Here is a 15,976-nt window from a genome sequence, read left to right as displayed (position 1 = left end):
CGCTACGTAGGGGGCGCCCACGAATGGTGGCGGCGACGGGCGCGGCGTATCTCCCGGGACAGTTCCTGCCGCCCCCCAGCGGCTCAAGTCCCCAGGAGTTTCAAAGTGATCGCTCCCCTCGCCGACTATGGCGTCCACCACCAGCCGCTCGGCGCCTCGGACCGCGTCGCCTTCGGGTTCGTCAAGGCCCTGCGCTTCTGCGCCGACACCTTCTTCGCCAAGCGCTATGGCCACCGTGCAGTGGTGCTGGAGACCGTGGCCGCGGTCCCCGGGATGGTCGGCGCGACCCTCAACCACCTGAAGTGCCTGCGCCGGATGTGCGACGACCGCGGCTGGATCAAGACGCTGATGGACGAGGCCGAGAACGAGCGGATGCACCTGATGACGTTCATCGAGGTGGCCAAGCCGACGTCGTTCGAACGCTTCGTGGTCGTGGCGGCCCAGTGGATCTTCTACATGTTCTTCTTCGGCCTCTACCTGGTGTCGCCCAAGACCGCGCACCGCGTGGTCGGCTACTTCGAGGAAGAGGCGGTGATCAGCTACACCCACTATCTCGCCGAGATCGACGAGGGCCGCTCGCCGAACGTGGCCGCGCCTGAGATCGCCAAGGCCTACTGGAACCTGCCGGCCGACGCGACGCTGCGCGACGTCGTGGAAGTGGTGCGGGCCGACGAGGCTCACCACCGCGACGTGAACCACGGCTTCGCCAACGAACTGGCGGGCATCATGCCCGCGATGAGGATCCCGGCCGTGTGGCCGCACGAGCCCCTGCAGCCGCACTGGAAAGAGGCCGCCTGATGGAGCCCAGGCCCCGCATCGGTCCCGGCGTCGCCGTCGGGATCGATGAAGCCCTGATCGAACGCCAAGTGCACACCTTCTACGGAAGGGTGCGCCTGCACCCCGTTCTGGGGCCGATCTTCAACGCCGCCATCGACGACTGGGACGCGCACCTGGCCAAGCTGTGCGACTTCTGGTCCTCGGTCCTGCTGATGACCGGCCGGTTCAAGGGCTCCCCGATGGCGGCGCATGCGCGCAACCCCGCGATCGCCGACGAACATTTTCCCATCTGGCTCGACCTGTTCGCGGCCACCGCCTACGAGGTCTGCCCCCCGGCGGCGGCCCAGCTCTTCGTGGAGAAGTCGCGGATGATCGGCCGCAGCCTCGCCCTCGGCCTGGCCGTCAGCCGGGGCGAGATCCCGCCACTCGAGGCCTGAGCCGCTAGGCCTCGCGGGTCTGCCGCCGCCAGAGGGCGGCATATTCGCCCTGGTTCTCCAGCAGCTCGGCGTGGGTCCCGCGCTCCACGATCCGCCCGCGGCGCAGGACCAGGATCTGGTCGGCGTCGACGATGGTCGAGAGCCGGTGGGCGATGACGAGGGTGGTGCGGCCGGCCTTCACCTTGCGCAGGGTCTCCTGGATCGCCGCCTCGGTGGGGCCGTCGAGGGCGCTGGTGGCCTCGTCCAGGATCAGCAGTCGCGGGTTGGCCAACAGGGCGCGGGCGATGCCGACCCGCTGGCGTTCGCCGCCCGAGAGCTTGAGCCCACGTTCACCCACGCGGGTTTGCATGCCGTTCGGCAGGCCGTCGATGAAGGGGCCGAGTTCGGCCGCATCGGCCGCCGCCCTCACCTCCTCGGGAGTGGCGTCGGGGCGGGCGAAGCCGATGTTGGCGTAGAGGGTGTCGTTGAACAGGGCCACGTCCTGCGGGACCAGGGCCACGGCGCGGCGCAGTTCAGCCTGGCGCACCTGGCGCATGTCGACCCCATCGATCGTGACCCGGCCTTCCTGCGGATCCAGGAGGCGCATGGCGAGGCGGACGGCCGTGGTCTTGCCCGAACCCGAGGGTCCGACCAGGGCCACCGTCTGGCCGGGCTTCGCGTCGAAGCTGACGTCGAGCAGGCCCGACGAGCGGGCGTCGTGGCGGAAGCTGACCTGCTCGAAGGCGATGGCCGCGCCCTGCCCGCTGGCCGGCGGCAGCGGCTGGGCGGTGTCCGCGTCGACGATGTCGGGCCGGATCTCCTTCAGCGAGACCATCTGCTCCATGTCGATGAGGCCCTGGCGGATCTCGCGGTACTGGAAGCCCAGCATGCCCAGCGGCGCGTAGAGGCCGGAGAGCAGCAGGATAGCCATGGTGATGTCACCCACCTGCAGCCGGCCGCCGGTCACCTCGTAGCCGGCCATGACGGTCAGGGCGGCCAAGCCGACGTTCAGGATCAGCGACTGGGCGCCGTTCAGCATGTTCAGCGAGCCGTTTGCGCGCGAGCTGGCGTCGACGTAGCGGGCCATGGCGGCGCCGTAGCTGTCGACCAGCCGGTCCTCGGCGCCGAAGGACTTCAGGGTCTCGTAGTTCATCAGCGCATCGGCCGAGAGGCCGGCGGCGCGGTTCTCGGCGTCATTCAGCTCGCGCCGATGCGACAGCCGCCAGTCGGTGATCTTGAAGGTGACGACGGCGTAGATCACCAGCGTGGCGAAGGCGGTGAGCGCGAAGCGCCAGTCAAGCCGCACTACCATCACGCCCATGGCCAGGATCAGTTCGACGAAGGTGGGGCCCAGGCTGAAGATCAGGCTGCGGATCAGGAAGTCGGTCGAGCGCGCGCCGCGGTCGATGACCCGCGACAAGGTTCCGCTCTGCTTCGTCTGGTGGAAATCCAGCGACAGGGACAGCGCGTGGCCGAAGCTCTCGACCGCCGCCCTGGCCATGGTCGATTGCGAGACCCGCGTGAAGACCGCGTCGCGGGCGAACGGCGCGCAGGCGGCGACCAGCCGAAGGGCCGCGAAGGCGATGGCCAGGCCGATGAAGCTCGCCCCCAGCGACACACCGCCCCGCTGGGCGGGCGTCAGGGTGTTGATCGCATCGCCCAGCATGACGGGCGCCAGCACGCCGCACAGCTTGCCGACGAACACCAGCACAAGGGCCGAGGCGATCCTCAGGCGAAGCTGCGGCGCGCCCGAGCGCATGACCAGGGCGCCGAGATCGGCCATCGACGACCAGAAGTCGAATTTCGCTTCCTTGGGCTCGACGGCGCCTGGGCCGCTGAACCGGGAGTGGGCCATGTGCGCGTGGACCATGCGTCAGGCCCCCGCCAACGTCTGCGCCACCCGCGGCGACTTCGAGAAAACCCACGCCCTCTTCACGACCTGCCCGAAACTCCTTAACCCTGACGCTAGCTAGTTGGGCTTGCGCGCCGTGTAGGCAAGCGGCCCCATGAGTTTTCCCTGGAGTAAGCGTTATGCGGCGTGAGCGCCAACGCCTGGAATCGGCCTGTGTCTTCTGCGGATCCTCCGACGAGGCGGACGCCGAATTCCTGACCGCGGCCTCCGCGCTGGGCAAGGCTCTGGCGGATGCGGGGATCAAGCTGGTCTACGGCGGCGGCGGCGTGGGCCTGATGGGCGCCGTGGCGCTCGGCGCGCACTACGCCGGGGGCGAGGTGCTGGGCATCATCCCGACCTTCCTGGTCGGCAAGGAGCGCGCGCTCGAGACCGTCGAGCACATCATCGTCGACAACATGCATGAGCGGAAAATGCTCATGTTCCAGCGGTCGGACAGCTTCGTGATCCTGCCGGGCGGCATCGGCACGCTGGAAGAGGTTGTGGAGCTGTTGTCCTGGCGCCGCCTCGACCTGCACGCCAAGCCGGTCGTCTTCTACAACCCACGCGGCTTCTGGGAACCGTTGTTCAAGCTGTTCCAGCACACCGTCGACGAGAAGCTGACCCCGCCCGAATTCATGAACGCCTGGGTCTCGGTCGAGACCGTGGACGAAGTGGTGCCGGCGCTGCTGGGCCAGGGCCGAGAGCGCTACCCGTCCGAGGCGGCCGTCGGGCGTCGCGGCTAGGTCCAGTCGTCGGAGCGGTCGGCCGGGGCCGCGCCCGCCCGGCGAGCGAGTTGGCGCTGCGCCGCGGGATCCACCCGCACGTGGTCCAGCAGCCAATCGCGGAAGGCCGCGATCTTTCGCGTGCGGCGGCGGTCCTGCGGATAGGCCAGCCAATAGCCGCCGACGTCGCTGATGTAGATCTCGAACGGCTGGCTGAGCCGGCCCGCCTCTATGTCGCGGGCGAACATGACCGGCGAGCCGATCCCCACCGCGCCGCGGGCCACGGCGGTCGCCACCTCGAGGACCTGGGTGTCGGCGGTGATGCGCGGCGCGGCCGGCGCGTCGACCGGCTCCGAGGTGACACCGGCGTTGGCGAACCAGGTGGCCCATTCCCGCTCGGATCCCACCCGCTCGACCTTGAGCAGGTCTTCAGGACGGGGATCGGGCCCCATGGCCGCCAGCGCCTCGGGCGTCGCCAGCACCGTCTGGGCGGAGGGGAACAGGTAGATCGACTCCAGGCCGGGCCACTGCCCATCGCGGCCACCGCGGATGCCGACGTCGAACTCGTCACGGGTCAGGTCGACCAGCCGCTGGGAGGAATCCAGCCGCACGGCGATCTCGGGATGGTCCACCTGGAACGCGCCGAGGCGCGGCGCGAGCCACTGGGTGGCGAAGGTCTGCAGGACGGTGATCGAGAGCACCCCCGAGCCGCTGTCGGTGATGTCGCCTATGGCGGTGCGCAACGCGCCCATCGCCTCGCTCGCCGCCCGCGCCAGGCGTTCGCCGGCCGGCGTCAGCGCCACCTCGCGTGGCAGGCGCCGGAACAGGGCCTGATCCAGCCGCTTCTCCAGCGCCTTCACCTGCCAGGAGACCGCAGCCTGGGTCATTCCCAGCTCCTCGGCGGCGCGCGTGAAGCTGCCGAGCCGGGCGGCGGCCTCGAAGACGCGGATGGCGCTGAGCGGGATGGCGGCGAGCGGATCAGACATAAGGCTGACTTATGAATACAACAGGAGAACCGGTTTGTGGAGCCGCGTTCCGGACGCCATCTTCCTAGAGACAGATCACCCCTGGACGGGAGATGGACATGGAAGAGCTACACCGCATCCATAAGGACGTTCCCTTCGGCTACTGGGCCGACTGGGTTATCCCCGGCTGGCGCTGGCTGGCGCGGAAATGGGCCGAACGGAAGAGCCACGAGCGCCTGCCGACGGGACTGAAGCCGACGCGCTGAAGACTCTTGCGCTCAGGCGCGTACCGGCGGAGCTTTCCGTCGGAGGAACGTGCCGATGCGTCTGATCGCCAGTCTCGGTCTAGCGTTCAGCCTGTTGCCGGCGATGGACGCCGCGGCGCGATGCCGCTTCCAAGTGACGCCGGAATTCTACGAACACGTGCTCGTCCCCCAGGGGCGCGGCTGGTTCGGCGACAGCGACGACCATTGGGACCTGGCACACCCCGACGTGACGATCCGGGGGCGCACCGTGAAGCTGCTGGTCAGCTACGTGATGACGGACGCCCTGGACCCGCCCTACTTCGTCATCTTCGTCGACGACTGCGGACGCGGCCGGATCCGGTCGGGGTTCCAGCCCTGGGATGTCGCGCTAAAGCTTCGCAAGCCGACGCCAGCCGAACGCCTCTCACCAAGCTTCGTCGAGTAGCCTAAGGCACCCCCGCTTCCAGCTCGTCCAGCCACACCCGCGCCGTCCCGTCGCTGGGCGCCCGCCAGTCGCCCCGCGGCGATAAGGCGCCGCCCGAGATCACCTTCGGACCGTTCGGCATGGCCGAGCGCTTGAACTGGCTGATCTCGAAGAAGCGGAACAGGAACACCCTCAGCCACTTCTTGATCGTCGCCAGGTCGTAGGCGTTGCGGGCTTCCTCGGGGAAATTCTCGGGCCAGTCGCCGCGGGCCACGTCGCGCCAGGCGTGCCAGGCCAGGAACGCCACCTTGGACGGCCGCAGCCCGAAGCGGGTGATGTGGAACAGGCTGAAGTCCTGCAGCTCGTAGGGGCCGACCTTGGCCTGGGTGCTCTGGATCGCGCCGTCGGCGCCGGCCGGGACCAGCTCGGGCGAGATCTCGGTGCCCAGGATCGACAGCAGAGTCGCCGAAGCCCCCTCCTCGAACTGCTTGGTCTTCACCACCCAGCGGATCATGTGCTGGATCAGGGTCTTCGCGAGCGAGCCGTTGACGTTGTAGTGGCTCATCTGGTCGCCAACGCCGTAGGTGCACCAGCCCAGGGCCAGTTCGGACAGATCCCCGGTGCCCAGGACGAAGCCGGCCCGCTGGTTCGCCAGTCGGAACAGGTAGTCGGTGCGCAGGCCGGCCTGCACGTTCTCGAAGGTGATGTCGTAGACCGGCTCGCCGTTCGCGAACGGATGGCCCATCTCCTCCAGCATCAGCCGCGCGGTCGGCTTGATGTCGATCTCGGCGCCGGTGACGCCCAGGCCCTTCATAAGCGCCCAGGCGTTGGCCTTGGTGCCCTCGCTGGTGGCGAAGCCGGGCATGGTGAAGCCCAGGATGTTCTCACGGGGAAGGCCCACGGCGTCGAAGGCCTTGGCGGCGACGATCAGGGCATGGGTCGAATCGAGGCCGCCCGAGACGCCGATGACGATGTGCTTGGACTTCGTGGCCTGGATCCGCTTGGCCAGGCCCTGCACCTGGATGTTGAAAGCTTCGTAGCAGTCCTTGTCGAGGCGCGCGGGGTCGTCGGGCACGAAGGGAAAGCGGTCCAGCGGCCGGATCAGGCCCACGTCGTCGAAGTGCGGCTGGTGAGCGAAGCGCACGCGACGGAACTGCTTTTCCGGGTGGCCGGCGGCAACCGCGCCGTCGTTGAAGGTGGGCGTGCGCATCCGCTCCAGGCGCAGGCGCTCGACGTCGATGTCGGCCACGGCCATCTGCGAGGCCGAAGGGAAGCGGTCGGTCTGGGCGAGCCGGCGGCCGAGTTCGTGGATCGAGGCCTGGCCGTCCCAGGCGAGGTCGGTGGTGCTCTCCCCCGGCCCGGCGGCCGAATAGAGGTACGCGGCCTGGCAGCGCATCGACTGGCTGGCGCACAGAACCTCGCGGTCGTCGGCCTTGCCCACCACGATGTTCGACGCCGACAGGTTGCAGAGGATCAGGGCGCCGGCCATGGCCCCGGCGGTGGACGGCGGCAGCGGGGCCCAGAAGTCCTCGCAGACCTCCAGGTGAAAGATGAAGTCGGGCAGGTCCTCGGCCTCGAAGACGAGGTCCGTGCCGAACGGCACGGTCTGACCGGCCAGCCGCGTCTCCAATCCGGTGACGCCGACGCCCGGCGCGAACCAGCGTTTCTCGTAATATTCCCGATAGTTGGGCAGGAAGCTTTTCGGCGTGACACCCAGGATGCGGCCGCGCGAGATGGCGACGGCGCAGTTGTAGAGCCGCCCATTCACGGCGACGGGCGCGCCCACCACCAGCACGGGCTTCAGGCTCTTGCTGGCGTCGGCCAGGGCGGCGATCTCGGCCTCCACGCGCTTCAGCAGAGCGTCCTGCAGGAACAGGTCGTCGATGGCGTAGGCCGACAGCCCCAGCTCGGGGAACAGCATCAGGTCGCAGCTCTCGACGTCGCCCTGCCGCGCCATGCGTAGCGTCTCGGCGGCGTTGAAGCCCGGGTCCCCCGGCAGCACAGACGGGGTGCACACCGCGGCCCGGACGAAGCCGTGGGTGTGGATCGATTGGAAGGCCTTTGTCACCAGGTGCTCCCGTCCGGACTAATGCTCACTTTGAGCATATATAGCTTGGCAGGAAGGTCTGAGCAAAACCTAAGCGTCATTGTCGGGTTTGGCGCCCTTCGCGGTGAGTTCGCCATACTTCATGCCCTCCAGCTTGAGGCCATCCGGATCCAGGAAGAAGACGGCGTAGTAGTCGTCGTAGTACTCGGCCGCGGGATCCACGATGGTCGCGTGCAGGTGGTCGCGCACGAAGGCCTGCAGTTCGTCCACCTCCGCCCGGCTCTGGAGTTCGAAGGCGTAGTGGTGGAAGCCGACGTCGCCGGTCCGGTGGTGATGGTGGCGACCCGCCTCGGACTGGCTGATCCAGAAGCGGGTCTTGCCGTTGGTCCAGCCGATCGAGGTGTCGAACTCGTCCAGGATCTCGAAGCCCAGGAAGGGGAAGAGCTTCCCATAGAACGCCTTCGAGGCCGCGAAATCGCCGACCCGGATCGCGAGGTGGTCGATGCCGACGACTTTCACCATGGCGCTGTCTCCCGTTGTGGCCTCGAGGGCTCAACGCCTAGCATCGCAAACGGAGGCGCCATGAAAAGACCGATGCTGAGAGAACGTGTCCATGGCCGCCACGCTCGCGTGACGAACGTCGAGCTGTTCTTCGACCTGGTATTCGTGTTCGCCATCACCCAGCTCAGCCACAGCCTGCTGGCGCACCTGGATGGACCAGGCGCCTTGCACGCGATGCTGCTGATGCTCGCGGTGTGGTGGGCGTGGATCTACACCACCTGGATCACCAACTGGCTCGACCCGGACCACGTCGTCGTCCGGGCCATGCTTTTCGTGCTGATGGGCCTGGGGCTGGTGATGTCGACGTCCCTGCCAGAGGCGTTCGGAGAGCGGGCCGTCCCCTTCGCCCTGGCCTATGTGGTCCTGCAGGTGGGCCGCAGCCTCTTCATGGTCTGGGCCAGCCGGAGCGACCCGGGGCTGAGCCAGAATTTCGTGCGGATCGCCGCCTGGTTCGCGCTCTCGGGCGGGTTCTGGATCGCCGGCGCCTTGGGGCCGCCCGAGCTTCACCTGCCCCTGTGGGCGGCCGCGCTCGCCATCGAGTTCGTGGCGGCTCCGGCCGGCTACTGGACCCCGGGCCTCGGGCGCAGCGTGACCGCGGACTGGACGGTGGAGGGCGCGCACATGGCCGAGCGCTGCGGCCTCTTCATCATCATCTGCCTCGGCGAGTCGGTGTTGGTGACGGGCGCGACCTTCGCCACCCACACCTGGGACGCGGCCGCAGTAGCCGCGGCGGTGGCCAGCCTGGGCGGCTCCATCGCCATGTGGTGGATCTATTTCAACGCGCATGCGGACGCCGGCGCCCATGCCATCGCGGATTCCGACGACCCCGGGCGGATTGCCCGGATCGCCTATACCTACGCGCACATTCCGGTGGTCGCGGGGATCATCGTCACGGCCGCGGGCGACGAACTGGCCCTGGCGCACCCTCTGGGCCACATCGAGCCGGCAACGATCTGGTTGATGCTGGGCGGCCCGGCGCTGTTCCTGCTTGGCGGGGCCTGGTTCAAATTCGCGGTGTTCGGGGCGGTCTCGGCGCCACGCTTCGCCGGACTGGCCTTGCTGGGGCTGATGACCGCCGGAGCCACGCACATGACGCCGCTGGCGCTGTCGGCCCTGGCGACCGCCTCGCTCATCGTCGTCGCGGCCTGGGAGACACTGACGCTGCCGACGTTCGCACGCCCGCAGCCCCACCCCTGAGCGCGGGCTGAAAGACCGCAAGGCCTCGCCCCCCTGCCCTCGCGGGCCGGGTCAGTCGTCGCGGTGGACGCGCTCGCGGCGTTCGTGCCGCTCCTGCGCCTCGAGACTCAGCGTCGCGATCGGGCGGGCGTCGAGCCGGGCCAGCCCGATGGGCTCGCCGGTCTCCTCGCAGTAGCCATACGAGTTGTCCTCGATACGGCGCAGCGCCTCGTCGATCTTGGAGATGAGCTTACGCTGACGATCCCGCGTACGAAGTTCAAGAGCGCGGTCGGTCTCCGAGGACGCCCGATCTGCAAGATCAGGATGGTTCTCAGTTTCCTTTTGGAGATGCGACAGCGTCTCGCGAGATTCGCGGAGGATGTCTTCTTTCCACGCCAGGAGCTTCTGCTTGAAATACTCAAGCTGACGCTCGTTCATGAACTCCTCGTCCTCGGAAGGACGATAGTCGGGCACCTCAGCCAGAACTGTGGCTGTCTTCATGAAAACCTCACGCCCCCTGGAACCCCTGAGACACGCGCCGGCTGTATATCAAAAAGACCGATGGTTTCAACGCCGCCGAAACGACGCAGGGGGTTATCCACGGCGTCCTGCAGCCTCGAGCTTGGCAAGCTCTACCGCCGCACGGGTTTCTATCTCGTCAAGAACCGCTTCCAGTTGCGGATCGTCGGTGGCGGCGCGCTGCTCGCGAATGGCCCGGGAGAGGCCGTCCAACTGGCTTTGGGAGAGCTCGCCGCCCAGCAGCGCGACCTTCAGGCCGTCGAGCTGGTCGAGCAGGCGGCTGGCGCGTTTGACCGAGCGACGCTTGCGCTCGGTGGGCGATTCCACATCCTGCAGGGCCAGCAACGCTTCCACGCCCATGACGCTGGAAACGCCCGCGGCGCCCGACACCTGGGTCGGCGCCGCGGGCGCCGAGACGCCCGACAGCGAGAAACCGCCGCCACCGCCCGCGCGCGCCGCGGGCTTGGCCCCCGACGCCTGCGACACGCCGCCTGTTCCGCTGACTTTCATGGGATGGACGCCCGGCCCTCTAAACTCGCTGGGCACCTTCGCCCGGCAAGCTTGAAGCATGGTTAACAGGTGGCTTTTTCTGCCTAGTCGAAACTGCCCACCTGCCCGCCCGGACCTCTGTTTTCATTGCAGTTTTCAACTGGCACGGATCTCGCTTTGACCCTTGCGAACAATTCCGCCCGAAGGTCGACATGCGTCCGGTCCGTCTGCTCTCCGCCCTGATCCTCGCCGCCGCGGCCCTCGCGGCCCAGCCGGCGGCCGCCAAGTCGCGCATCAAGGACATCGTCGAGTTCGAGGGCGTGCGCGAGAACCAGCTGGTCGGCTACGGCATCGTGGTGGGGCTGAACGGCACGGGCGACGCGCTGCGCAACGCCCCCTTCACCAAGCAAAGCCTGGAAGCGATGCTGGAGCGGCTGGGCGTCAACGTCCGCGACGCCAACCTCAACACCAAGAACGTGGCGGCGGTGATGGTCACCGCCAAGCTGCCGCCGTTCGCCGCGCCCGGCGCGCAGATCGACGCCGCCGTCTCGGCGCTGGGCGACGCGAAGAGCCTGCTGGGCGGCACGCTGCTGGTCACACCGCTGATGGGCGCGGACGGCCAGGCCTATGCCGTGGCGCAAGGCACGGTGCAGACCGGATCGGTCAGCGCGGGCGGCGCGTCCGGTTCGACGGTCCTGAAGGGCGTGCCCACCGCGGGCCGAATCGCCGGCGGCGCCAGCGTCGAGCGCGAGATCGGCTTCCGGCTGGCCAGCATGGGCCAGATGCGGATGACGCTGCGCAACCCCGACTTCACCACCGCCCGGCGCATCGCCGACGCCGTCAACCTGGCCTACGCCGGCTCGGCCGTGGCCGAGAACCCCACCATCGTCACCATCCGCCCGCCGGCCGGCCAGGACATGGTCAGCTTCATGGCTCAGGTCGAGAACCTGACCGTCGAGCCCGACAACGGGGCCAAGGTGGTGATCGACGAGGTGGCCGGGGTGATCGTGATGGGCGATGCGGTCCGCGTGTCGACGGTGGCGATCCAGCAGGGCAACCTGACGATCACGGTGCGCGAGCAGCCGGCGGTGAGCCAGCCGGGCGCGTTCGCCCGCGGCGGCGAGACCACGGTGGTGCCGCAGTCGGACATCTCGGTCGAGGAAGAGAAGGGCAAGCAGTTCCTGACGGTGAAGTCCGGAACCTCGCTCTCGAACCTGGTGGCCGGGCTGAACGCGCTGGGCGTCACGCCGCGGGACATGATCTCCATCCTGCAGACCATCAAGGCCGCCGGCGCGCTGCAGGCCGAAATCGAGGTGATGTGATGGCCAGCCCGATCTCGCCCGCGACGATCTCGCCCAACCTGCTGACGCCGACCGCCCAGACCACCGGCGCGGACCTGGCGCGCGGCAAGGCCAAGGACGTAGCCGAAAAGTTCGAGGCCCAGTTCCTGTCGTCGATGTTCCAGCAGATGTTCGCGGGCCTCGAGACCGACGGCCCGTTCGGCGGCGGCCAGGGCGAGGAGATGTTCCGCTCGCTCATGACCGAGGCCATGGGCAAGCAGGTCGCCAAGTCGGGCGGGATCGGCATCGCCGACACCGTCCAGCGTGAAATCCTGAAGTTGCAGGGGCTCCAGTAATGGCCATCGCCGCCAGCGACGCCACAGACCGCGTCGAACAGCTCGTCATCCTGACCGAGCGCCTGACCGAACTGATCGCCCAGCAGGCCCAGGCGTTCGAACAGCGCCGGCCGCAGGACGCCGCCTCCATGCTGGAGGAGACGACCCGGCTGGCGAACCTCTATCGCCACGAGAGCACCCGCGTGCGCGCCGACCCGCGGCTGGTCGAGGGCGCGCCGCTGGAGGCCCGCACCCGCCTGGTGCGCGCCACCGAGGCCTTCGACGCGGTCCTCGCCCGCCAGGGCCGCGCCATCGAAGCCGCCCGCACGGTCACCGAGGGCCTGGTGAAGTGCATCGCCGAGGAAGTCGCGAGCCAGCGCACCCAGGCGACCGTCTATGGGGCCAGCGGCACGCAATACGGCGGCGCGAACGCCACCGCGATCACGCTGAACAAAAGGGCCTAGTTGCCCAGGATCGCGGTGATCGCCTGTCGGTTGGCCGATACGTCGGCGACGGTGTAGCGGTCGAGCACCGCCAGGAAGGCCTGGGTGGCCTCGCTCAGCCGCCGCGGCAACAGGCACGCAGAGGCGATCGGACAGGTATTGGTCTCGGCGTTGAAGCATTCGACGAGTTCGTCGAGCTCCTCGGTCTTGCGCACGACATCGCCCAACCGCACGGTCGCGGGATCCACGGCCAGCCGCACGCCGCCGCCCCGGCCGCGCGCCGTTTCCACATAGCCCAGGTCGCGCAGGCGCTGCAGCACCTTGACCAGGTGGTTCTTGGAGATGCGGTACGAGCCGGCGATCGCCGCCGCCGTGGTCGCTTCGTCGCGCATGCTGGCCAGGTAGATCAGCGCGCGAAGGGCGTAGTCCGTGTGCAGGCTCAGACGCATGGGTTCTCGATGCAGCGGCCCTTGTGGCCGCGCTTAAAGTGGTATATCCGCCGCCACTTATCAAACAGGCATCTGATTTACCACTTAACGAGGGACTATATGAGCTCGCTCTACGAACGCATCGGCGGCGCCCCGGCGGTGAAGGCCGCGGTGGACATCTTCTACAAGCACGTGCTGGCCGATACGCGGATCGCCCGCTTCTTCGAGGGCGTGGACATGCAGAAGCAGATCGGCAAGCAGCGCGCCTTCCTGGTCATGGCCTTCGGCGGACCCAACACCTACACGGGCGAAGACATGCGCCGGGGCCATGCGCACCTGGTGGCGCAAGGCCTGAATGACGAGCACTTCGACGCCGTGGTCGAGAACCTGGCGCTCACCCTGCGCGAACTGGGCGTGGTCTCGGCCGCGATCGCCGAGGTCGCCCAGATCGCCGAGTCGGTCCGCGACGACGTCCTGGGCCGCGAGAAGGTCGCCGCCTAAGGACCGCTAATGCATCGTGCCGGCGACGATCTCCAGCTTGTTGCCGTCTGGATCCAGGATCACGCAGCCGTAGTAGGCAGGTGCGATGTCGGGATGCGGACCGGCGGCCCGGATCGTCGTCGCGCCGTGCTCCATGGCTTGGCGATAGGCTTCGTCGACGGCGGCGCGGCTGTCGGCCGTGAAGGCCAGGTGCGCGCCCAGGCCGGCGACCTGATCGCCGCTCACCGGATAGAGATAGAAGAGACCCGCCTGCCCGCCCGGCCCGTAGGCCAGTTCCTTCGCGGTCGCCGACGAAACGGCGGCGCCGAGGGGGGCGAAGAAGGCATCGTAGAACTCGCGAGCCGCATCCAGGTCGCGGACGCCGAGGGACAGGTGGTCGAACATGGGAAGCCTCCTCCAAACTCGACCTTAGCTGTGCGCGCGGCGCCCCCGCCGCAAGGGCTCGGGGGACGAACCGGGAGCCGGGCGAACGCGGCCCCCGGCCTGCGCCCTAGGCTCGAAGCGCCCTGCCCCAGTCCGAGACGTCGCCCGGACCGCCGAACACACAGGAGAGCCCGCGGCTCACGCCGGCTGGAAACACGGACATGTGCGTCTCCTCCGGGAAGACATGGAAGTCCAGTTCGAGACTGGGATAGGCCCGGCTGCGGATCCGCGCCTCCATCTCATAGAGGTTCGACACCAGCCGCTGGTCGGCGTCGTGGGTTTCCTCCAGCCCGCCCACGCCCAGGAACAGGTTCGCCGGCAGGTCCGGCGTGCGGGCGGCCAGCTGGGCTTCGAGGTCGAACAGCCGCCGTCCGCCCCAATAGAGCGCCGGGCTGAGCGCGACGTAGCGCTCATAGGTCTCCGGCGCCGTGAACAGGGCGTAGAGGGCGCATAGCCCGCCGGCCGACATGCCGAGCAGGGTCTCGTCGTTGCGGTCCACCGGATAGCGGCCGGCCACGAAGGGCTTCACCGCCGTCTCGATGAAGTCGAGGAAGGCGCCCGCCCCGCCGAAACGAAGGCCGGGCGGCAAACGCCACGCGGCCGGGGCGGCCCGCAGGCGCGCCTCGGTCGGTTCGTCGTTGCAGGGCGTCAGGTCGCGCATCCGCAGCTGGCCCGGACGCAGCCCCCTGCCCCCGTGCGCGCCGTGGTAGCCGATGCCGACGACGAAAGTCTTCGGCAGCGGGAACGGGCCGTACTGCAGGGACCGCGCGATCTGGACGGTCATGGCGAAGGCGGCGTTGCCGTCCAGGACATAGACGACCGGGACCTTCTCCCCCGGCGCCACGGGGCCGATGGGCCAGGCGACCTCGATGAGGAAGTCCTGGCCGATGGCCTCGGAGCGGATGCGATGGCTGGCCGTCCAGTCGATGACGGCGGGGCCCAGGTCTTCGGACTCGAAATCGGACGCGGAAACGTGGTGCGCGCTCATTCAGATCTCCGGATGTGTTCGGAACGGTGGGCGGACGGAGAGCGTCGGGCCTAGGCGCCGAGGGCGGCGGTGGCCCCGGCGGTGATCGTGGCGAGCACCACGATGAGGATGGAGGCGCCGACGTCGAGGATGCGGACGAAGCTGTGGGACATGGGGCGGATCTCCTTGGCGGCTCGAGAGGATTTGGGCTGACGGGTGGTGTTGGCGCGAATGGGGTTCATCCAGGCTCCTTCGGTTGCGCCCTTGCGGGCTGGAATGCGGGCGGCGGCGGGCGACAGGCGATCGCGCGCGAAGGCGGGCCCTCGCGCGGGTTGGCCCTCTAGGGCCTGGATCGAGTTGTCAGACGTGCGCCGCGGACCAGGCGGCACAAAAAAGCCCGCCGGGATTCCTCCCGACGAGCGGCGTATACAGACGCAAAAAGGCGCACGCAACTATTATATTTGCGCACACCTCTGGACCAGGAGAAATTGTACTAAGCGGATGGCAATGTCAACCCCTAAATTTCCGACCCCTTCAAACGCTTGTTTGACGCAGGGGAACAGGATTATCTTGAACCTGCCGTCGGATGTTCCGGCGGTCTACGTTCTCAGGGCGGGGTGCAACTCCCCACCGGCGGTAATGCCCCTCCCCTCGCAAGAGACGGGGACGAGCCCGCGGGCGCCCTCCTAAGCCTCGGCTACGGAGGGGACGAGCAGAGCCGGTGCGATCCCGGAGCCGACGGTCATAGTCCGGTTATGAGAACGGTCGTGTTCGCGAGGGGCGGATTCCGTCACCCGTGCGCGCGGCCTGCCCCCTGAGTCGTGGTCCTTCGAACCCGTCAGGGAGACGAACCATGACCCAAGCTATCGCCTCCAAGCCCACGCTGGAGTTCCCCACCGCCAACGGCGCCTTCCGCGCCGGCCGGATCGCCTTCGTCCATGCGCTCTGGCACGCCGACATCGTGCGCCAGTCGCACGTCGGCTTCGTCGAAGAGTTCGAACGCCTGGGCTTCCCGCCCGAGACCGTCGAACGCTTCGAGACGCCCGGGGCATTCGAGATCCCGCTGCATGCTCAAACCCTGGCCCGCACCGGCCGCTACGCTGCGATCGTCGGCGCGGCGTTCGTGGTGGATGGGGGCATCTACCGCCACGACTTCGTGGCCACCACGGTCGTCCAAGCTCTGATGCGCGTGCAGCTCGACACCGAGACGCCCGTCTTCTCGGTGGTGCTCACGCCGCACAACTACCAGGAGACCGAGGTCCACAACGCCTTCTTCCACGACCACTTCCGGCTGAAGGGCGCCGAGGCCGCGCGGGCCGTGCAGGGCACGCTGGAAAGCCTGGCCCGTCTGGCGGCCGCGTGACGCC

General features: G+C 68.4%; 21 protein-coding genes and 1 riboswitch. Of the genes, 11 read left to right on the top strand and 10 right to left on the bottom strand.

Annotated features, from left to right (window positions below; translation table 11 throughout):
- Nucleotides 1-105: 105 nt before the first annotated feature.
- Entirely contained in the window at nt 106-798 is a 693-nt protein-coding gene (locus tag ACODSY_RS14405) for an alternative oxidase (RefSeq protein ID WP_488952448.1), read from the top strand.
- A complete protein-coding gene (locus tag ACODSY_RS14400) occupies nt 798-1,214 on the top strand; it encodes a group III truncated hemoglobin (protein ID WP_488952447.1) in 417 nt (138 codons plus the stop codon). The genes ACODSY_RS14405 and ACODSY_RS14400 overlap by 1 nt, the downstream gene beginning before the upstream one ends.
- 4 nt (nt 1,215-1,218) lie before the next feature.
- Here the strand turns inward: ACODSY_RS14400 and ACODSY_RS14395 are convergent, their stop codons facing one another.
- Entirely contained in the window at nt 1,219-3,063 is a 1,845-nt protein-coding gene (locus ACODSY_RS14395; protein ID WP_488952446.1) for an ABCB family ABC transporter ATP-binding protein/permease, read from the bottom strand.
- A 161-nt stretch (nt 3,064-3,224) separates the two neighbouring features.
- Here ACODSY_RS14395 and ACODSY_RS14390 point away from each other — a divergent pair, with 161 nt between their 5' ends.
- The gene (locus ACODSY_RS14390; RefSeq protein ID WP_488952445.1) at nt 3,225-3,827 is read left to right on the top strand and encodes an LOG family protein; all 603 of its coding nucleotides are present in this window, start codon (nt 3,225-3,227) and stop codon (nt 3,825-3,827) included.
- Here ACODSY_RS14390 and ACODSY_RS14385 read toward each other — a convergent pair.
- Nucleotides 3,824-4,792: a LysR substrate-binding domain-containing protein gene (locus ACODSY_RS14385; protein ID WP_488952444.1), complete on the bottom strand. Its 969-nt coding sequence runs from the start codon at nt 4,790-4,792 to the stop codon at nt 3,824-3,826. The two genes, ACODSY_RS14390 and ACODSY_RS14385, sit on opposite strands and share 4 nt — an antisense overlap.
- Before the next feature lie 98 nt (nt 4,793-4,890).
- Here ACODSY_RS14385 and ACODSY_RS14380 point away from each other — a divergent pair, with 98 nt between their 5' ends.
- Nucleotides 4,891-5,037 (top strand): hypothetical protein, encoded by a 147-nt coding sequence (locus tag ACODSY_RS14380; protein ID WP_488952443.1) that lies wholly within the window; start codon nt 4,891-4,893, stop codon nt 5,035-5,037.
- A 55-nt stretch (nt 5,038-5,092) separates the two neighbouring features.
- The gene (locus ACODSY_RS14375; RefSeq protein ID WP_488952442.1) at nt 5,093-5,461 is read left to right on the top strand and encodes a hypothetical protein; all 369 of its coding nucleotides are present in this window, start codon (nt 5,093-5,095) and stop codon (nt 5,459-5,461) included.
- 1 nt (nt 5,462) lies between these two features.
- On the opposite strand, the gene ACODSY_RS14370 is transcribed toward ACODSY_RS14375, so the two are convergent.
- Both ACODSY_RS14370 and ACODSY_RS14365 read right to left on the bottom strand, forming a co-directional pair.
- Entirely contained in the window at nt 5,463-7,511 is a 2,049-nt protein-coding gene (locus tag ACODSY_RS14370) for an NAD(+) synthase (RefSeq protein ID WP_488952497.1), read from the bottom strand.
- 66 nt (nt 7,512-7,577) lie between these two features.
- Entirely contained in the window at nt 7,578-8,009 is a 432-nt protein-coding gene (locus ACODSY_RS14365) for a VOC family protein (RefSeq protein WP_488952441.1), read from the bottom strand.
- 60 nt (nt 8,010-8,069) lie between these two features.
- Here ACODSY_RS14365 and ACODSY_RS14360 point away from each other — a divergent pair, with 60 nt between their 5' ends.
- Complete coding sequence (locus ACODSY_RS14360; RefSeq protein WP_488952440.1) at nt 8,070-9,245, top strand: low temperature requirement protein A; 1,176 nt, start codon at nt 8,070-8,072, stop codon at nt 9,243-9,245.
- Between the two features lie 51 nt (nt 9,246-9,296).
- Here ACODSY_RS14360 and dksA read toward each other — a convergent pair whose 3' ends face one another.
- Complete coding sequence (dksA, locus tag ACODSY_RS14355) at nt 9,297-9,725, bottom strand: RNA polymerase-binding protein DksA (protein WP_488952439.1); 429 nt, start codon at nt 9,723-9,725, stop codon at nt 9,297-9,299.
- A gap of 93 nt (nt 9,726-9,818) precedes the next feature.
- Entirely contained in the window at nt 9,819-10,253 is a 435-nt protein-coding gene (fliX, locus tag ACODSY_RS14350; RefSeq protein ID WP_488952438.1) for a flagellar assembly regulator FliX, read from the bottom strand.
- A gap of 191 nt (nt 10,254-10,444) precedes the next feature.
- On the opposite strand from fliX, the gene ACODSY_RS14345 reads away from it, so the two are divergent.
- The 3 genes from ACODSY_RS14345 to ACODSY_RS14335 are packed head-to-tail and all read left to right on the top strand — an operon-like array spanning nt 10,445 to nt 12,311.
- Nucleotides 10,445-11,554, top strand: a complete 1,110-nt coding sequence (locus ACODSY_RS14345; protein WP_488952437.1) for a flagellar basal body P-ring protein FlgI — start codon at nt 10,445-10,447, stop codon at nt 11,552-11,554.
- Nucleotides 11,554-11,868, top strand: coding sequence for a rod-binding protein (locus ACODSY_RS14340; protein ID WP_488952436.1), 315 nt, complete (start codon nt 11,554-11,556; stop codon nt 11,866-11,868). Before ACODSY_RS14345 ends, ACODSY_RS14340 begins: the two co-directional genes overlap by 1 nt.
- On the top strand, nt 11,868-12,311 hold the full coding sequence (locus ACODSY_RS14335) for a flagellar basal body protein (protein ID WP_488952435.1): 444 nt from the start codon (nt 11,868-11,870) through the stop codon (nt 12,309-12,311). The genes ACODSY_RS14340 and ACODSY_RS14335 overlap by 1 nt, the downstream gene beginning before the upstream one ends.
- Here the strand turns inward: ACODSY_RS14335 and ACODSY_RS14330 are convergent.
- The gene (locus tag ACODSY_RS14330; RefSeq protein ID WP_488952433.1) at nt 12,308-12,739 is read right to left on the bottom strand and encodes an RrF2 family transcriptional regulator; all 432 of its coding nucleotides are present in this window, start codon (nt 12,737-12,739) and stop codon (nt 12,308-12,310) included. The genes ACODSY_RS14335 and ACODSY_RS14330 overlap by 4 nt on opposite strands.
- A 99-nt stretch (nt 12,740-12,838) precedes the next feature.
- Here ACODSY_RS14330 and ACODSY_RS14325 point away from each other — a divergent pair, with 99 nt between their 5' ends.
- Nucleotides 12,839-13,219, top strand: a complete 381-nt coding sequence (locus tag ACODSY_RS14325) for a group I truncated hemoglobin (RefSeq protein WP_488952432.1) — start codon at nt 12,839-12,841, stop codon at nt 13,217-13,219.
- Nucleotides 13,220-13,225: 6 nt separating this feature from the next.
- Here the strand turns inward: ACODSY_RS14325 and ACODSY_RS14320 are convergent, their stop codons facing one another.
- From ACODSY_RS14320 to ACODSY_RS14310, 3 genes are all read right to left on the bottom strand, one after another.
- Nucleotides 13,226-13,603: a VOC family protein gene (locus ACODSY_RS14320; protein ID WP_488952431.1), complete on the bottom strand. Its 378-nt coding sequence runs from the start codon at nt 13,601-13,603 to the stop codon at nt 13,226-13,228.
- A 106-nt stretch (nt 13,604-13,709) separates the two neighbouring features.
- Complete coding sequence (locus ACODSY_RS14315) at nt 13,710-14,630, bottom strand: alpha/beta hydrolase (RefSeq protein ID WP_488952430.1); 921 nt, start codon at nt 14,628-14,630, stop codon at nt 13,710-13,712.
- Nucleotides 14,631-14,680: 50 nt separating this feature from the next.
- Complete coding sequence (locus ACODSY_RS14310) at nt 14,681-14,851, bottom strand: hypothetical protein (protein WP_488952429.1); 171 nt, start codon at nt 14,849-14,851, stop codon at nt 14,681-14,683.
- A 357-nt stretch (nt 14,852-15,208) separates the two neighbouring features.
- A riboswitch (FMN riboswitch) is annotated at nt 15,209-15,376 on the top strand.
- A gap of 86 nt (nt 15,377-15,462) precedes the next feature.
- Between ACODSY_RS14310 and ACODSY_RS14305 the strand changes: the two genes are divergently transcribed.
- Complete coding sequence (locus tag ACODSY_RS14305; RefSeq protein ID WP_488952428.1) at nt 15,463-15,972, top strand: 6,7-dimethyl-8-ribityllumazine synthase; 510 nt, start codon at nt 15,463-15,465, stop codon at nt 15,970-15,972.
- The last annotated feature ends 4 nt before the right edge of the window (nt 15,973-15,976 follow it).

The sequence above is a fragment of the Phenylobacterium sp. FG114 genome (assembly GCF_057809855.1).
The sequence above is the reverse complement of the archived record's forward strand: the minus strand, read 5'-3'. Positions and strand labels throughout refer to the sequence as shown.

Excerpts from the sequence above, each read along its gene's own strand:
- ACODSY_RS14400 (WP_488952447.1), top strand. The coding sequence starts at position 798 with ATGGAGCCCAGGCCCCGCATCGGTCCCGGCGTCGCCGTCGGGATCGAT.
- ACODSY_RS14395 (WP_488952446.1), bottom strand. The coding sequence starts at position 3,063 with ATGGTCCACGCGCACATGGCCCACTCCCGGTTCAGCGGCCCAGGCGCC.
- ACODSY_RS14390 (WP_488952445.1), top strand. The coding sequence starts at position 3,225 with ATGCGGCGTGAGCGCCAACGCCTGGAATCGGCCTGTGTCTTCTGCGGA.
- ACODSY_RS14385 (WP_488952444.1), bottom strand. The coding sequence starts at position 4,792 with ATGTCTGATCCGCTCGCCGCCATCCCGCTCAGCGCCATCCGCGTCTTC.
- ACODSY_RS14380 (WP_488952443.1), top strand. The coding sequence starts at position 4,891 with ATGGAAGAGCTACACCGCATCCATAAGGACGTTCCCTTCGGCTACTGG.
- ACODSY_RS14375 (WP_488952442.1), top strand. The coding sequence starts at position 5,093 with ATGCGTCTGATCGCCAGTCTCGGTCTAGCGTTCAGCCTGTTGCCGGCG.
- ACODSY_RS14365 (WP_488952441.1), bottom strand. The coding sequence starts at position 8,009 with ATGGTGAAAGTCGTCGGCATCGACCACCTCGCGATCCGGGTCGGCGAT.
- ACODSY_RS14360 (WP_488952440.1), top strand. The coding sequence starts at position 8,070 with ATGAAAAGACCGATGCTGAGAGAACGTGTCCATGGCCGCCACGCTCGC.
- dksA (WP_488952439.1), bottom strand. The coding sequence starts at position 9,725 with ATGAAGACAGCCACAGTTCTGGCTGAGGTGCCCGACTATCGTCCTTCC.
- fliX (WP_488952438.1), bottom strand. The coding sequence starts at position 10,253 with ATGAAAGTCAGCGGAACAGGCGGCGTGTCGCAGGCGTCGGGGGCCAAG.
- ACODSY_RS14345 (WP_488952437.1), top strand. The coding sequence starts at position 10,445 with ATGCGTCCGGTCCGTCTGCTCTCCGCCCTGATCCTCGCCGCCGCGGCC.
- ACODSY_RS14340 (WP_488952436.1), top strand. The coding sequence starts at position 11,554 with ATGGCCAGCCCGATCTCGCCCGCGACGATCTCGCCCAACCTGCTGACG.
- ACODSY_RS14335 (WP_488952435.1), top strand. The coding sequence starts at position 11,868 with ATGGCCATCGCCGCCAGCGACGCCACAGACCGCGTCGAACAGCTCGTC.
- ACODSY_RS14330 (WP_488952433.1), bottom strand. The coding sequence starts at position 12,739 with ATGCGTCTGAGCCTGCACACGGACTACGCCCTTCGCGCGCTGATCTAC.
- ACODSY_RS14325 (WP_488952432.1), top strand. The coding sequence starts at position 12,839 with ATGAGCTCGCTCTACGAACGCATCGGCGGCGCCCCGGCGGTGAAGGCC.
- ACODSY_RS14320 (WP_488952431.1), bottom strand. The coding sequence starts at position 13,603 with ATGTTCGACCACCTGTCCCTCGGCGTCCGCGACCTGGATGCGGCTCGC.
- ACODSY_RS14315 (WP_488952430.1), bottom strand. The coding sequence starts at position 14,630 with ATGAGCGCGCACCACGTTTCCGCGTCCGATTTCGAGTCCGAAGACCTG.
- ACODSY_RS14310 (WP_488952429.1), bottom strand. The coding sequence starts at position 14,851 with ATGAACCCCATTCGCGCCAACACCACCCGTCAGCCCAAATCCTCTCGA.
- ACODSY_RS14305 (WP_488952428.1), top strand. The coding sequence starts at position 15,463 with ATGACCCAAGCTATCGCCTCCAAGCCCACGCTGGAGTTCCCCACCGCC.